Raw genomic sequence first — 16,234 nt, forward strand, 5'->3', positions numbered from 1 at the left:
GTTCGCAGCCATGAAGTAGTATATCACACGTTTCCGTGTGTTGCAAGTGTTTTTTCGGCCTTTTTCCAATTTTTTTTGAAAAAATTCTGCGTTTTGCCGAAAGAAGAAGTGCTCTCGCTCAGAAGGGCACCTCCGCCTTAGCCACACGCCAGCCGTCGGCTGTGGGTACCAGGTGTACAAGAGCATAATACAGCCTCCCCTGCCCTTCGTCAAGAGGATGGCCTTCGTCATCCGTGATGCAGATACAGACAGCGGCAAAGCGCAGGCTGCCGTCCGGCTGTTGTTCCGGTTCGGTACAGGTCAAACCGGACTGGGGGATGATATTGTCAAAGGCATAGCCCTGCATCCACAGTGCATCTTCCGGGCCTTCCTTATAATAAGGGTCTGTCCCCTGCCCGTCCAGCATGGCCGACACGGCTTCCGGGGTATAGACGCTTTCCAGCCAGGATTTCAGCTGGGAGAAGGTATCATACCGGACACCGGATGTCACCTTCACATAATCCGGATTGTCCGGCAGCGCTTCGGTGGTAAGCCCCTGACCATTGGATTCCATCTGGTAATAGCACAGAGCCAGTGTACGGGCGGCATCATCCGTCAGGGCATCGGGCAGCTGGTAGGTCCGGCTGTCGTAAGGCTCGGGCATACCGGGCATGGTCACCGTGCCCCGGCAAACCTCCGTCTGCGGGATGGGCCAGGCTTCGGACAAAAGCAGGTCTGTACCGGCGCTCTGCAAGTTGCCCTGGGCATCCTCCGTCACATCCGGGTTCAGTATGCGCAGATCATCCGCCGAAAATCCGGTGTCGGCCGCCACTTTCTCCCAGGTCTTCCCTTGCCAGCTTCTATAATAAAGAGGCAAAGTCTGCGGCGGCACGGAGCTGCCGTCATAGAGGGTGGCAGGCTGGTCCCGTTCAATGGTCACCTGTTCCCGCTGCACCGCAGGGGCGGACATCTCCGGGGTGGCGGGGCTGGCCGTTTCCGCCGTGATGACCGTGGCCGGCCCGTCAGCCGTCTCCGAAGAGGGAGCCTCGGCACAAGCTGCCAGCAGCAAAGCCGCCAGAGCAGCCATGGCCGGATACATCCAGAAACTTCTTTTCATGGTCTTCTCCTTGCTGGTTCCGGCATCTCCGGTGCCGGGTCATGTTTCGGGCAATTCCGCCCGATGCCATCCATCTTCGGTTTTCACCCACAGCACAGTGCCTTCCCAGGCAATACCGGGATATGTACAGGGAACGACCTCGGTGCCGGTGGCATCCAGCAGTCCCCATTGGCCGTCCCGACAGACGGCAGCGTAGCCGTTTTGCAGGCAGGCGGCATATTCCGGAGGATTGCTCTCTCCCCCGTTGTGCCAGACGGGTTCGTAGACCGCTTCGGTGACCAGATTGCCCTGCCGATCCGTATATGCCCACTGGCCGTCAAAGGAGACCGGGGCCAGCTCTTCCCCGAAGAACCATCCTGCCGCATCCGGTTCTGCCCCGGCAGCATTGCGGGGCTGCATCTGCTCTCCGGCGGCATTGACATACAGCCAGCCGCCCTCTGCCGTACCAAGATCATATTCATCCTTCATCCGGGCAGGATAGACAGGCAGCCAATCTCCGAAGGCGGACCACTCCGCATCTTCTACTGTATTATTGAAGGACGAGCCGTCCAGGACGCTGTGCCTCCTGACTTCCCCAGCATCCAGATCATAATAGTACCATCCATAGAGCACACCGTGAGGAAGGCAAAGGGATCTTCCGGTGGCTTGCTGCAAAGCGATGGCATCGGGATGCGCTTCGGTGGTATAGGTCTGCAGGGCTTCGCAGATCCATTCGTCCTTGTCACAGATATCAATGGGCCTGTCATTGATGCAGTCCAGAAGCGGCTGGCCGTCGGCGGTGACAAGCCCCCACAAACCATCCTTGCAAACGGTATAGTACCCGGGCTCGGAACGCATGAGCATGGTGCCCCAGATTCCCACCGGCTGCATGGCATCCCAGGAATACACCTCTTCCGAAAGATGCAGGGATGGTTCTGCCAAAGATGCGGCGGGGGCAGACGCGGTTTCCTCCGTTTCCGCCGGGACAGCAGGCGATGGTGTCGGGGACGCTTCCGGTCCCGTGACCGGGGACTTTGTGCATCCGGACAGAAGCACCGCCGTCAAGAGCAGACAAAACAGTTTGTTCCGCACGGAAATCACGCTCCTTATTTATAATAGGAAAGGCGTTGGGACATCACTGCGTTTTGCTGACAGTTCAGGCCGGGAGCTCCTCCTGGTGCCAGCCGTCCTCCGACTTCACCCACAAGGCCGTGCCCTCCCAGGCAACACCGGGGTGTTCACAGGGGATGACCTCGGTTCCGGTAGAATCCAGCAGTCCCCACTTTCCATCCCGGCAGACGGCAGCGTAGCCGTTTTGCAGGCAGGCGGCATATTTGGGTGCGGCAGGATCTTCCGGGTTGTCATATTCTCCCTGGGCGCCCCAGGTGGCGGAATAGATTGCTTCGGTTTTCAGGTTGCCGCTGCGGTCCACATAGGCCCAGCCGTCCCCGATCTGCACCGGGGCCAGATTTTCACGGAAGAACCAGCCGGCCTGGACGGCGCCGGGAACATAGAAAGCGGACCCATCCTCGCAGAGATACCAATACAAAGCCCCTGTATTATCCGGAACAGGATCACCAGGGAACTTGGGATCGCCTTCCTCCCCCTCTTCATAGGCAGAGTACACCGGCAGAATACCGCCGTAGGAGGCCCACAGAGTGTCATTCATCTCAGACACATATCCGGGAGTTCCCATACGATACCAGCGCAGGGCACTCAGATCCACAGCCGTAGTATCACGGCCCGGGGAATCCAGGTCATAGAAAAACATATCTCCCAAACCGCCGTGACCAGGGCAAAGAGCGCCGTCCCCTGCTTCGGTAAGCTCGGCGGAAAGGGCGTCAAAGTCCTCCCAGTTCATGGGCTGTTCCGGGAACCAGATCCAGTGGTCTTCCGCCCCACAGCGGGAAACCGGTGCAGTGGACTGACACGACAGCACTTCGGTGCCGTCAGCGCGCATGAGTCCCCACAGGCCGTTCTGGGACATGGTGAAATAGCCTTCATTGGGGGTGGAAGGCGTGGCATCCAGTTCTTCGACGGTGCGGATCTCATCGTAGGGCAGGCCCGGTTCCGGCGTAACCGTGGGCGCCGGTGAGGCGGTAGTTTCAGCGGCGGGCGCTTCTTCCGCGGTGGCGGGAGGATTTGCGGCGGAAGTGGGAACGGTGCAGGCGGACAGCAGCAGTCCGGCTGTCACCGTCAGGCAGAGTAGTTTGCGGCGCATACAGGGATCACGCTCCTTTTTCTTATAGCATTTTGGTGGTTCAGGCAGGCAGGCTCAGTTCATCCACCCGCCAGCCGGTCTCAGTGGGAATCAGGCGTACAGGGCTTAGGTAGGCAGTATCCGGCGTATAGACAATATCCTGGCCCCACCCCTGGAAATCCTCGCTTTCGATATTCAGGGAAAGCTGCCAGAACTGCAGACTGCCGTCCGGCTGCAGTTCCGGCTGAGTATACACGGTACCGCAGTGGGAAATATTACCGCCCCGGTCGCTCATCCCGAAAACGATGGAATCATCCGGGCCCTGGTAATAGGTTCCAAAAGTCCACGAACCATCCGTCGGCAGAGGTCCGCTGAGCATCTTTCCGCACCAGTCCGCCGAGAAGATGTTCCCCAGGTACTGTTCCAGATCGGTATACCGGGTGTACAGGGCACCGTCGCTGGAAATATAGTACCCTTCCTCTTCCTGGTATTCGCTGGGGTCAATGCCGATGTGCATCCCATAGTGTTCATACAGGAAATCGTACGCGGCAGCCAGAGCGGCGGCTGCCTGCTCATCCAGGGCAGCGGGTACCGTATAGGTATCTACCGTCTCGGTACGGGTAAAAGCCACCCAGGGGGTTTCGATGGTCACATCCTGCATCTCGATTTCAGGCAGGACATAGGCCTCATCCAGACAAAGAAGATAGTACCCACCACTAAAATCACTTTTTTCCGGGTCCGGGTTCATCGCCTGGAAGGTCTCCCACGGAACATTGTAGGTTTGGGCGGCTTCCTCCAGAGTACCGGGCCAGTAAAAAATCTTCAGTTGCACCGTTTCCGGCCAGTTCACATCCTCATCCACATTCAGTTTCCCCGGCGCGTAGGAAAAGTCGGGGGTGTTTTCCGGCATATTGGCCAGCCAAGAATCCAATGACACCGGCTCATAGGACGGAGCGGGGGTCGGCTCCGGGGAGGGTGTAAGGCTGGGTGCGGGCGTGGCGGTGGGCGGCGCCGGGGTGGATTCCGGCTGGGAGGATCCGGTGCAGGCCGACAGCAGCAGTCCAGCGGCAAGGGTCAGGGACAGGCAGACAAGGCGGGTACGCATGGGGCATTCCTCTTTTCCCGGCTGCCTTGCCAGGGACCGCAGGACAGCCTTGGTTTCTTACCTTCAGTATAGCATAAAGCGCGCCCCTTTCCCATTAAAACCGGGAAAAGAACGCGCTTTTTTACAGATGTATCTCAGATGTATCGCAGCCGGTCACTTCTGCCGCAGCTGTTCTTCCAGACCGGGGCGCGGGGTGACATACACGGTGGTATACACCTCATACAAAACCATGCCCGGTTTGGCGCCGTTGGCTTTCCAGATGTTTTTCACCTCGGTGGTATCCACCGGAACCTTGGCCCCGCCGTTCTGGCTGGAATGGAGCACTGCCAGTTCCGCCGCTTCCTGTCTGGTGGTATCGGGGATGTCCTCTCCGTGGCTCATGACAACCGCGTGGCTGCCGGGGGCTTTCTGCACATGGAACCACAGGTCCTTGCCCCGGGCGGTGTGCAGGGTGAGCTTGTCGTTCTGGGTGTTGTTGCGGCCCACCAGGATCTCAAAGCCGTCGCTGGAACGGTAGCGCAGGAAATCGGCAGGCTTCTGGCGTTTGTCCCGCTGTTTGAAGTATTTCAGGTATCCCTGGCTCTTCAGCTCGGCACGGATCTCGTTGAGTGCCTGTTCCCCGGGGGCAGATTCCACTTCATACAGGACGGTGGCCAGATATTCGATCTCGGTCTCCCCTTCCGCCAGCAGCTTTTTCAGCATGGCACCGGCGGTCTGTTTCTTCTTGTAGTCCTTGAAGTATTTCTGGGCGTTCTCATTGGGACCCAGACGGGGGTCCAGCCGGATGGTCACCGGCTCGCCGGTGTAATAGTTTTCCACCGTGGCCTCCCGGTCCCCCTTGTGGATGGCCCACAGGTTGGCCTGCAGCAGTTCGCCGTACAGGCGCAGGGTATCGGCCTTCTGGCTCTGGGCCTGCTCCTCCCGGCGGGCCGCCTGCTTGCGCACGGCACGCTCGTACATGTTGTGAACAGCCTTGTACAGTTCCCGGCTCTTCTGGCGCAGGCGTTCAGCCCGGTCCTTGGTGGCGTAGTAGTCTTCCAGCATGACGCTGTAAGAAGGATACTCGGTCAGTCTGGCATTGGCACCATACTGCCGGGGCGCAAAAAAGCTGAATTCCACCGGCTTGAGAGAGCCGTCCGCCTGGGGCAGACGCACGGCTGTGGGGTGTCCCCCGGCAGCGTGTTCGGCTTTGAGGGATTCCAGCGCGGCGCACAAAGCCTGCCGCTGTTCTTCGTTCAGGTCACAGGCTGCCAGGGCGGTCTCGCCATCGAAGGCACGCCAGACCGCTTCCCGCAAGACCACCGGACCTACGCCGCCCACCGCTTTGCCCAGAGCCTGGGCCACGGGCAGGTCAGTCCGGCAGGCCGCCTCCACGACAGCCGCCCCACTCACCGCCAGGAAATCCGGCTTGTTGGGTTTGGGAGGCAGGGTGTAGGGCAGCCCGGGAAGGAGCTGGCGGATCTCGCTGTCTTCAAAGTCCACACGCTTGAGGGCATCCACGATCTTGCCGTCCCGGAACAGTACCAGGTTGGAGTACCGGCCCATGAGCTCGGCGGCCAGGGTGTTCACCACCAGGTCCCCCATCTCGTTGGTGCAGCGGAAATCAAAGAACACGATCCGGTCCCCCGGTTCCCGGCGCAGCTCGATGAGACGGCCGCCGGTGAGGTGCTTGCGCAGCAGCATGCAGAACCCCGGCGGGGTGAGCGGATTTTCAAAAGTTTCCTGGGTCAGGCAGACCCGGGCGGACCCGCTGCGGGCCGACAACAGCAGGCGGTGCGTCTCGGTTCGGGTGCGCAGGGTGATGAGCACCTCATCCCGGGTGGGCTCAAAAATCTTGTCGATCTTGGCGTCCAGCAGTTTTTCCCGCAGTTCGGCGGCCACCAGGTCCAGGGTGGCGGCATCCAGTGCCATAGGTTCTCCCCTCTTTCGGATTGACCTTCCCGGCAGACCGGGGCGGATCAATTACAGGTAGGTAAACGGATCGGTATCGGACAAGGCCAGCGTAATGCGCACCTCATCCGGCAGGGCGGCGGCCAGACGTTCAGCCAGCACCCGGGTGACCGGATGTTCGGTGGCCCAGTGTCCGGCCACCACCAGCCCCACCCCCATCTGGTGGGCCAGCAGAGCGATATGGTGGGCGGCTTCCCCGGTGACGAAGCAGTCGGCCCCCAAATCAATGGCCTCCTGCAGGTAGCTGCCGCCGCCACCGCTGACTTCCGCCAGACGGGTAACGGGCCGGTCAGCCTCCACAAACTGGGGATGCGCCCCCAGGCGGTCAGCACACAGCTTGGCCAGGGCCGCGGCGGTGGTGGGGTTCACATTGCCGATGCGGCCGCAGCCTTCGGCGAAGATTTCGGTGTCGGTCATGCCCAGAATGTCGGCCAGGGTATCATTGACACCGCCCGCTGCCGCATCCAGATTGGTGTGCATGCAGATGGCGGAGATGCCGTTTTTGACCAGCAGGGCCGGCACATCCTTCGGGCCAAGATGCTTCAGGGGATTGAAGATGACCGGATGATGGGATACGATCAGGTCACAACCGCTTTCGGCGGCTTCCTGCACCACATCGGCGGTGATATCCAACGCCACCGCCACGGCCCCCACCGGGCGGCCGGTGTCCACCAGCAGACCCACATTGTCCCAGCTGCAGGCCAGTTCCGGGGGTGCGAATTCCTTGAGGATCTGCAAAACTTGCTGTACGGTCACGGCCATTTTCCTGCCTCCACTTCTGCGATCAGGGAATCCACCGCGTCGGCTTCCGGGCCGTCGGTAAGTCCCCTGCGGTATTTTTTCAGCTTGCCGCACTGTTGGGCGCGGTATTCTTCGGCACCGGACTGCCCCTGTACCAGGCCGCACAGGCACCACAGTCCTTCCGGTTCACGGGGGTCGGCGGTGTAGCGGGCATTCATCACGGCGTACCAACGCCCCGCAGCATGGGCCAGGGTCTCCCCCTGCAGAGTGAACCCCCGCTGCGCCAGCCAGCGGCGCAGCAGGCTGTGCTTGGTGGCGGGTACCAGCACCAGATTATAGGCCGGGTCAAACACCCAGGGAGCCGCGTCCAGGATCTCCATGATGGTCTGGGCCCCCATGCCGGCGATGATAATATCGGTGACCTCCCCAGGGCGGAGCACCTCCAGCCCGGGGCCCAGACGGAACTGCACCTTGTCCCCATAGGGAGCGCAGGCGCGGCGGGCCTTGGCCAGGGGGTCCGGGCGCAGATCACATGCAAAAACCAGCGGGCAGCGTCCGCTGCCCGCCAGCCATGCACTCAGTTTGCCGTGATCACACCCGATATCCGCCGCAATGCTACCGGGGCGGACAAAGTCCGCCGCCGCTGCCAGACGGGCATCCAGGTGCGGTACTGCCTTACTGCTTGGCAAAGTATTCATTGAGCTGGTCGATGAGCGCATCGGGGTTCAGGCCATGGACGGCGCAGGCCTGTTCCACAGTCTCGCCGTGGGCAGCCATGCAGCCCAGGCAGTGCATGCCCGCGTTCTGGAAAATGGGCACGCAGCCCTGGGCGGGGTCATTCTTCAGGATGTCGATGATAATGGTATCTCTCTGAACAGTCATGGTAAAGTCCTTTCCTGCAGCCGGACATACCGGCTGAATCTGTGATTTTGATTTATTCAGAACCGGCACCGCCGGAGCGGTTGCCGGGTTCCTGCTTGGTAAAGAATCAGGTCATCTGCCACTGGGCGTACAGTCCGGCGCCCTGCAAAAGCACCAGAGAGGTCAGGCAGACCGTGGCCATAACCACAGGACGGGCAATGCTGCGGCGCACGGCAAAAGTGCGGGTGCTGCCCAGCAGGATCAGCGCCAGCGGCAGCACGGGCAGCCAGTACCGCCCCTGCACCCCGAAGATGGTGGTGTAGTTGATGGGGGTCCAGCTGAGGGCCGCAAAGAAGGTCAGGCCAACCACCAGGGCCACGATGACCCACCCGCCGGCGCGCACACGCCCCGGCAAAGCGGGTTCTTCCGTCCGGGGCAGAGCCGACGCCAGCAGCACCAGCACAAGCCCTACGCCCAGCAGCCAGCTGGCCTGGATGGGGTAAACAATGGGTTCTCCCAGTGCCGTGCCCAGCAGGCCCTGCAGCCAGTCCGCGCCTTCGGCGCTCACCGAACGCAGCAGCAGCTTGATGGTGGCAGGCAGGTTACGGCAGATATACCCGGCGGAGTAGGTGTAGATGGAATCTCCGTTGGGCTGCACGCTGTTTACCAGCTGTTCGGGCGTCAGGCCGCCCCACATATGGGTCAGCCGCCAGAACATTACCGGTACCGCCACACACAGACCGGCCGCCAGTACTCCGAAAAAGATTTTTTTCAGGCGGGGGCTTCTGTGTATTTTCCAGTATACAAAGCCCAGCAGGGCCGCGGCAATGACCACGGCAACGGCAGCACGGGTCAGGCCCACGTTGTCCACATCCCGGGTGGCATAGGTCAATGCCCCCAGGTTCAGGTTCACCCAGCCCAGAACCGCCAGCACCAGGGCCAGCACCTTGACCAGGATACCGGGACGCACCTGCCATTTTGCCAAGGGCACAGTGGCAGATGCCGGATGACGGCGGGGGTCCAGGTTTGCCGCCGGCACCATCAGCACCAGCGCAGGCACCGGCAGATAGATGGCCTTGGCCGGACCGATGAGGAAGGCCAGAATTGCCAGCAGCACCAGTTCGGTGCGGCGGGCGGGGCGCTGCCGCAAGGCAAAGCACAGCGCAGTAAAGCAGAATACCAGCCCCAGCACGGTGGCGTCGGCCGAGAAGCTGGCCGCCAGCTGGAGAGTCTGGGGCAGCAGAGCCACACAGGTCAGAAGGCCCTTCCAGCGTTCCGGCATGAGCGCTGCAGCCAGCGCTGCCAGCACCAGATAGACGATCAGGTTGCCCAGGCGTCCGGCCAGCAGCATGGCGTGGAAGCCGCGGCCCAAGGCACGGGCCAGGGCCACCCCCAGGGTCTGCCCAAGATAAAGCGTCCGGTTGAAGCTGCCGCCCACGGTGAACTCGCTGGGGGTATCGGTCAGGCTGGAATCTGTGGTATCCCCCAGGTGGGAAAAATACTCCTTGTAGGCAAAAATACCGATATCACCGCTCTGGGCCGTGAAGTACGGGGCATCACAGGAGCGCACCAGCAGACGCCAGCCGTCCTCTTCCCCGTTGGTCAGAGGCTGACCCAGCAGTTCGCTGGCGGCCTGATAGCTGTTGGCCATGTGGGTGTATTCATCGGGTCCTACCAGCGGCGGTGTCACGATACTGAACGCACCGCCCAGCAGCGCACCGCAGACCAGGGTCACGGCCCAGAAGGCTTTCCGGCCTGCCAGCAGAACAAAGGCCAGTACCACCGCCGCAAAAAGCAGCAGCCCCAGGATCATGGACAGGTTCCGGGACCATTGGCCGGAGTAATCCACCACATACTGCAACGCCGCGGTGGCGTTCAGGTTGTCCTGGGCAGCATACCGCCGCAGAGCCATGGGATCAGCCGGGTAGCCTTCTTTTGCCAGAAGGACCGTACCCTCACTGGCCCACAGGCCAATGGGGCAGCCGGCGTCGGCATCAGCGGTGCCGTCGTACCAGATATGCAGGTAGAGCATCCGGGATTCAGTGGGCGTATAGGGCTTCTCAAAAATCACCGCGGCAAAGGTGTTGTCCTTCAGGGTGATGCAGTCCAGACTTCCCTGGGCCAGAACCTGACCGGCCTCGTCGGTGAGTTCGGTGTGGAGCTGACCGGTGGCAAAGGCGTGGTCATAGATGGTCATGTTCAGGCGCATCCCGTACAGGGTCTGTCCCCCGTGCACAGGCAGCGCCTGGACAAGACCGCCGTCCGCCGGAATTTCCAGCGTCTGGCTGTAGGTATCGTTGACGATCTGGTAGACCGGCTCACCGTCCACCCGCTGGGACAGATCATATCCGGCCCAGGCAAGAACCAGGGCGGTGACGGCCGCCAGAAGCACCCCTGCCAGAAGCAGGCGCCGGCGCACCAGAAAAGCTTTGAGTTTTTGCAACGGTCTTTTGTCCTTTCCTGTCATGGGTTTCTGCCCGCACAAGGGCACGAAAGGGTGGTCACATACAGATTTTATTATATCCCAAAAACGGGCAACGCGCAACCGTGCCCCGACACAAAAAGCCGCGCCTCACCGGGAAAAGCCCCGGCAGGGCGCGGCTTGGCGCGTGGAGGTTACTTGTTGAAACGATCGCGCAGGTTCTTGAAGAAGCCCTTGCGCTTCTCGTAGTTGTCATCCTTGAGGGATTCGTCAAACGCCTTCAGGGCGTCGCGCTGGGCACGGGTCAGCTTCTTGGGGATCTCCACTTCCACGATGACATACTGGTCACCGCGGCCGCGGCCATTCAGATACTGAATACCCTGACCGCGCAGACGGAACCGGGTACCGCTCTGGGTGCCTTCGGGAATCTTCTGGGAGACCCGACCGTCCACGGTAGGTACTTCGATCTCATCGCCCAGAACCGCCTGACTGAAGGTGATGGGCACACGCACGGTCACGTCGTAGCCGTCCCGCAGGAAGATGGGGTCGGGCTTGACGGTCACATGCACGATCACGTCACCGGCCGGACCACCGTTGGAACCGGCATCGCCCTGGCCGCGCAGCGCGATGTTCTGATCATCGTCGATACCGGCGGGGATGTTGACTTCCAGCGTCTTGCGCTTGCTCACCTTGCCGGTACCGCGGCAGGTCTTGCAGGGGTCCTTGATGACGGTGCCGCGCCCGCCGCAGTGGGGGCAGGGCTGCTGGCTCTGCATCACACCGAAGGGGGTGCGCTGCTGGGTCACCACATACCCGCGGCCATTACACTGGGGACAGGTTTCGGGGCTGGAGCCCTTGGCGGCACCGGTGCCCTGGCAATCGGGGCAGGATTCCTGCCGGTTGATGGTGACTTTCTTGGCGCAGCCGTGGGCCGCTTCCTCAAAGGTCAGGATCACGCTGGCCTGGATGTCATGTCCCTTGCGGGGAGCGTTGGCGCGGGTACGCCCGCTGCCGCCGCCAAAACCGCCGAAGCCGCCGAAACCGCCGCCGAAGATATCGCCGAAGATATCCCCCAGGTCCACGCCGCCAAAGCCGCCCGCGCCGCCGAATCCGGCGCCGCCGTTGGCTGCGGCATAGTTGGGATCGACCCCGGCAAAGCCGAACTGGTCGTAACGCTTGCGCTTTTCCGGGTCGGAAAGGACGTCGTTGGCTTCATTGACCTCTTTGAACTTTTCCTCGGCGGTCTTGTCGCCGGGGTTCAGGTCGGGGTGGTACTTTTTGGCAAGCTTGCGGTAGGCGCTTTTGATCTCTGCCTCGCTGGCATTTTTGCCGACGCCAAGCACCTCGTAATAATCTCTTTTGTCTGCCATAGAATCACACCTTTATTTCTGTACAAGCCCCACAATGGCCGCCGCCGGATGTGCCGGCGGCGGCCCGATGGGAACTTACTGGATTTTGGACAGATCAGACTTCATGGAAGTCGGCGTCAACGGCGCCGTCATCCGCCTGGCCGTTGCCAGTGGCCTGCTGGCCGGGGGTCGGCTGGCCCTGGGCGCCCTGCTGCTGGGCAGCCTGCTGATAGACCTTTTCGCTGATGGCGTAGAAAGCCTTCTGCAGGTCGTCCTGCTTGGCCTTGATGTCGTCGATGGTGCCGGACTTCAGGGCTTCCTTCAGAGCGGACAGCTTGGTCTCGACTTCGCTCTTTTCAGAGGCGGAGACCTTGTCACCCAGCTCGTTCAGAGCCTTCTCGGTCTGGAAGACCATCTGGTCGGCGTTGTTGCGGGTGTCGACCTCTTCGCGGCGCTTCTTGTCCTCGGCGGCATACTGCTCGGCGTCCTTGACGGCCTTGTCGATGTCGTCCTTGCTCATGTTGGTGGAAGCGGTGATGGTGATGCTCTGTTCCTTGCCGGTGCCCAGGTCCTTGGCGCTTACGTGCACAATGCCGTTGGCATCGATATCAAAGGTAACTTCGATCTGAGGCACGCCGCGGGGAGCCGGAGCGATGCCGTCCAGATGGAAGGTACCCAGGCTCTTGTTGTCGCGGGCAAACTCACGCTCGCCCTGCAGAACGTTGACTTCCACGCTGGGCTGGTTGTCGGCGGCAGTGGAGAAGATCTGGCTCTTCTTGGTGGGGATGGTGGTGTTGCGGTCGATGATCTTGGTGCAGACGCCGCCCAGGGTCTCAATGCCCAGGCTCAGCGGGGTGACATCCAGCAGCAGCAGGCCCTTCACATCGCCCTGCAGAACACCGCCCTGGATGGCAGCGCCCACAGCGACACATTCATCGGGGTTGATGCCCTTGAAGGGTTCGCAGCCCAGTTCCTTCTTCACGGCGTCATAGACAGCCGGGATACGGGTGGAACCGCCAACCATCAGGACCTTCTTCAGGTCGCTGGCCTTCAGGCCGGCATCGGCCAGAGCCTTGCGGACGGGGGTCATGGTGCGGTCGACCAGATCGGAGGTCAGCTCGTTGAACTTGGCCCGGGTCAGGGTCATATCCAGGTGCTTGGGGCCGTTGGCATCCGCGGTGATGAAGGGCAGGTTGATGTTGGTGGAAGTGGCGCTGGACAGCTCGATCTTGGCCTTTTCGGCAGCTTCCTTCAGGCGCTGGGCAGCCATCTTGTCCTGACGCAGGTCGATGTTGTTCTCGCGCTTGAAGTCCTCGGCCATCCAGTCGATGATGCGCTGGTCGAAGTCATCGCCGCCCAGGTGGGTATCACCGTTGGTGGCCAGAACTTCGGTCACGCCGTCGCCCATCTCGATGATGGAGACATCGAAGGTACCGCCGCCCAGGTCGTAGACCATGATCTTCTGGTCGGCTTCCTTATCGATGCCGTAAGCCAGAGAAGCGGCGGTGGGCTCGTTGATGATACGGCGCACGTTCAGGCCGGCGATGGTGCCGGCGTTCTTGGTGGCCTGACGCTGGCTGTCGTTGAAGTAGGCAGGCACGGTGATGACGGCCTCCGTGACGGGCTCGCCCAGGTAAGCTTCGGCGTCAGCCTTCAGCTTGCTCAGGATCATAGCGCTGATCTCTTCGGGGGTGTAGTCCTTGCCGCCGGCATGGACCTTTTCGGCAGTGCCCATCTTACGCTTGATGGAAGAAATGGTGTTTTCGGGGTTGGTGATGGCCTGACGCTTGGCGACCTGGCCGACCAGACGCTCGCCGGTCTTGGTGAAGCCGACGACGGAAGGCGTGGTGCGGGCGCCCTCAGAGTTAGCGATGACGACGGGCTCGCCGCCTTCCATAACGGCGACGCAGCTGTTGGTAGTACCAAGGTCAATACCGATGATCTTACTCATAATGAAAAACTCCCTTCGTTTTCCTTTCCCTGTCCCTCTTTCGGGGCGGTTGGGTTGTTGTTGTTTTTATGGTTCGATGATGAAATTGGAAATGTCTTTGTATCTGAAACGGGCATGGGGCCCGGTTCATGCTTTATTCGGCCACGACCACGGTGGCGTGGCGGATGATCTTGTCGCCGATCTTGTAGCCCTTCTGGAAGACCCGGACGACGGTGCCGCTCTCCTGCCCTTCTTCCGGCGGGACCTGCTGCACGGCGTTCATGAACTGGGGGTCAAAAGGCTTGCCCAGGGCTTCGATCTCCACGATGTGCAGAGTATCCAGGGCCTTGGCGGCCTTGTCCAGGGTCATCACGACGCCCTTCTTGTAGTTCTCGTCGGCGCAGTCGGCGTTGGCGGCCATATCCAGGGTGTCCAGAATCGTGAGGATCTGGGTCACGGCGTGGCTGACACCGTCATTGAACTTCATATCCGCTTCCCGGGCGGTACGCTTGCGGTAGTTGTCGTACTCGGCGGCGGTGCGCAGCAGCTGATCTTTCAGCTCCTTGTTCTTGGCTTCCGCTGCTTCCAGCTTGGCCTGGGCCGCTTCCAGTTCCCGGTTCTTCTTGCCGAACCAGTCCTTCTTTTCCTTTTCGGCCTTGGGTTCGGCTTTGGTCTCGGTCTTGTCTGCCTGAGGCGCAGCGGTCTCGGCAGCCTGCTCAGCCTTGGGTGCGGTGTCGGCCGGCGCGCTCTGCGCTTCTGCCGTGGGTTCTGCCGCTCCGTTGGGCTTCTTGGTTTCGTTTGTAGAGCTCATGTCTGCTCCTCCTGCTTTTTTCCGGACATCTGCTGCCCGAGTTTGGTTGCAAAATATTCAAGGATGGGAATCAACTGTTGGAAGTGCATCCGGTTGGAGCCGATCAGCGCCACCGTGCCGGTGAGGCCGCCGCCCGCCAGATACCGTTTGCTGACGACGCAGACACCCGGCATTTCCGGCCGGACATCCTCGCCCAGGGTGGCGGTAAGTTTGTTGCCGTGGGGCTCGATGAGGGTGCGGGCCGCTTCGCTGTCGGAGAAGATCTCCAGCAGCAGGCCCAGGTTCTTGCGCACATCGGTCATCTGGGCCAGATGCTGCGCGCCTTCAAAGTAGACCCGCGGGGTGGTGCGCACCAGCGCTTCGGCGGCGCGGACCACCGGAGCCAGACGCTCGCCGGCCGCCAGCAGCAGCTCGGCGCTCAAGGTCTCGGTCACATCCTCCGGCACCACAAAGGTCAGGTTGCAGTTGAGCAGGGTAGCCAGGGTCTGGGCATCGGCGCGGGTGAATCCATCCGCCACGCGGGCCACGCGGGTCCGCACCCCGCCGGCGCTGGTCACGGCCAGCACGGCTGCGGTGTAGCGCCCTACCTGCACCACCTCGAAATGGGCGATGCAAAGATCGTCCGACTGGGGTGTGCTGACCGCCGCTGCCAGCCCGGTGATCTCGGCCAGAGCGCGGGCTGCGCTCTGGGCCAGCTTTTCCGGCTCGGCATCCATGGCGGCAAAGAGTTCATCAATGTGTTCCCGGTCTTCCTTCGGGAGCTCGGTGATGCCCGGTGCTCCCAACAGATGATCCAGATAATAGCGGTAACCCTGTGCGCTGGGCACCCGGCCCGCACTAGTGTGGGGCTGTTCCAGCAGCCCCAGCTTGGTCAGGGCAGCCATCTCGTTGCGCAATGTGGCGCTGGAGAGGGCCATGTCGAAATAATTGGCCAGCAGGCCGGAACCGACCGGTTCCCCGTCGGCCCCGTACAGGGCGACGACGGCTTCCAGAATGCGCTGCTTGCGCCGGTCCATTGCCATGCCGCCCACTTCCTTTCGCTTCTCGTTTAGCACTCTCTGTTCCCGAGTGCTAAGTCTATTATATCCCTCCTTCCCCGGCTGTCAAGAGTTTTTGCAGAAAAGTTTGAAAGTTTAACAGTTTTGACACAAAGAAGCCCGCAGACCGCCTGCCCGGGCTGGGGCAGACGGTCCGCGGGTCCTTTCATCATTCTTCCATCCACTTTGCCAGGAAGGCGGCCGCAATGGCAAGGCTTGCGACGGTGTGCTCATCCGGCGGCGGGTCTTTGGCAGTTCCCAGTGTCAGCACCCCGCCCTCCACATCTCCGTGGGCTACGATGGGCGACGCACACAGGATCTGGCGGTCACTGCGTTCCAGTGCGCGCAGGCGGCGTTCCGGGTCAGCTGGCGCGGTATAGGTCGTCCGCATGGCCAGCAGCTTCTGCATGGCGTCGGACACCGGACGGCCTTTCAGGTCTGCCTTGTTGGGGCCGGTGGCCGCCACGATGGTGTCCCGGTCGCAGACCAGTACCGGACAGTGCAGGTTTTTGGCCAGCACATCGGCATACACGCCCGAAAGCTGTCCCAGTTCCACCAGGGGGGAATACTTTTTGAACACCACTTCCCCGCCGGCGTCGGTAAAAATTTCCAGTGCGTCGCCCTGGCGGATGCGCTGGGTACGGCGGATCTCCTTGGGAATGACCACCCGGCCCAGCTCATCAATGCGGCGCACGATCCCTGTTGCTTTCATACACATACTCCTTGAACGTCTGCTTTTGGTATTTGCTTCCT

The 16,234-nt window shown here is 61.4% G+C and carries 14 protein-coding genes; all 14 read right to left on the minus strand.

What is annotated here, in order from left to right; genetic code table 11:
• Window positions 1–118: 118 nt before the first annotated feature.
• A complete protein-coding gene (locus AC127K_RS02290) occupies window positions 119–1,096 on the minus strand; it encodes a hypothetical protein (RefSeq protein ID WP_483721410.1) in 978 nt (325 codons plus the stop codon).
• Between the two features lie 39 nt (window positions 1,097–1,135).
• Window positions 1,136–2,167 (minus strand): WG repeat-containing protein, encoded by a 1,032-nt coding sequence (locus AC127K_RS02295; protein ID WP_483721411.1) that lies wholly within the window; start codon window positions 2,165–2,167, stop codon window positions 1,136–1,138.
• A gap of 64 nt (window positions 2,168–2,231) precedes the next feature.
• Window positions 2,232–3,296, minus strand: a complete 1,065-nt coding sequence (locus AC127K_RS02300) for a WG repeat-containing protein (RefSeq protein WP_483721412.1) — start codon at window positions 3,294–3,296, stop codon at window positions 2,232–2,234.
• A 40-nt stretch (window positions 3,297–3,336) separates the two neighbouring features.
• Window positions 3,337–4,380, minus strand: coding sequence for a hypothetical protein (locus AC127K_RS02305; RefSeq protein ID WP_483721413.1), 1,044 nt, complete (start codon window positions 4,378–4,380; stop codon window positions 3,337–3,339).
• Window positions 4,381–4,533: 153 nt separating this feature from the next.
• Window positions 4,534–6,291, minus strand: a complete 1,758-nt coding sequence (locus tag AC127K_RS02310; RefSeq protein WP_483721414.1) for an Rqc2 family fibronectin-binding protein — start codon at window positions 6,289–6,291, stop codon at window positions 4,534–4,536.
• A 51-nt stretch (window positions 6,292–6,342) separates the two neighbouring features.
• A complete protein-coding gene (locus AC127K_RS02315) occupies window positions 6,343–7,092 on the minus strand; it encodes a Nif3-like dinuclear metal center hexameric protein (protein ID WP_483721415.1) in 750 nt (249 codons plus the stop codon).
• On the minus strand, window positions 7,083–7,760 hold the full coding sequence (locus AC127K_RS02320; protein WP_483721416.1) for a class I SAM-dependent methyltransferase: 678 nt from the start codon (window positions 7,758–7,760) through the stop codon (window positions 7,083–7,085). Before AC127K_RS02320 ends, AC127K_RS02315 begins: the two co-directional genes overlap by 10 nt.
• The gene (locus AC127K_RS02325) at window positions 7,747–7,953 is read right to left on the minus strand and encodes a DUF1858 domain-containing protein (protein ID WP_294540477.1); all 207 of its coding nucleotides are present in this window, start codon (window positions 7,951–7,953) and stop codon (window positions 7,747–7,749) included. The genes AC127K_RS02320 and AC127K_RS02325 overlap by 14 nt, the downstream gene beginning before the upstream one ends.
• 106 nt (window positions 7,954–8,059) lie before the next feature.
• Window positions 8,060–10,375, minus strand: a complete 2,316-nt coding sequence (locus tag AC127K_RS02330) for a DUF2142 domain-containing protein (RefSeq protein ID WP_483721417.1) — start codon at window positions 10,373–10,375, stop codon at window positions 8,060–8,062.
• A gap of 173 nt (window positions 10,376–10,548) precedes the next feature.
• Window positions 10,549–11,724 carry a molecular chaperone DnaJ gene (dnaJ, locus tag AC127K_RS02335; protein WP_483721418.1) on the minus strand — a complete coding sequence of 392 codons (1,176 nt, stop codon included), beginning with the start codon at window positions 11,722–11,724 and terminating at the stop codon, window positions 10,549–10,551.
• Between the two features lie 94 nt (window positions 11,725–11,818).
• On the minus strand, window positions 11,819–13,654 hold the full coding sequence (gene dnaK / locus AC127K_RS02340; RefSeq protein WP_294540471.1) for a molecular chaperone DnaK: 1,836 nt from the start codon (window positions 13,652–13,654) through the stop codon (window positions 11,819–11,821).
• 133 nt (window positions 13,655–13,787) lie between these two features.
• The gene (locus AC127K_RS02345; protein WP_483721419.1) at window positions 13,788–14,444 is read right to left on the minus strand and encodes a nucleotide exchange factor GrpE; all 657 of its coding nucleotides are present in this window, start codon (window positions 14,442–14,444) and stop codon (window positions 13,788–13,790) included.
• Entirely contained in the window at window positions 14,441–15,466 is a 1,026-nt protein-coding gene (hrcA, locus tag AC127K_RS02350; protein WP_483721420.1) for a heat-inducible transcriptional repressor HrcA, read from the minus strand. The genes AC127K_RS02345 and hrcA overlap by 4 nt, the downstream gene beginning before the upstream one ends.
• 184 nt (window positions 15,467–15,650) lie before the next feature.
• Window positions 15,651–16,193, minus strand: coding sequence for a stage V sporulation T C-terminal domain-containing protein (locus tag AC127K_RS02355; protein ID WP_294540465.1), 543 nt, complete (start codon window positions 16,191–16,193; stop codon window positions 15,651–15,653).
• Window positions 16,194–16,234 lie beyond the last annotated feature (41 nt).

It is taken from the genome of Subdoligranulum sp. DSM 23681, assembly GCF_057005535.1.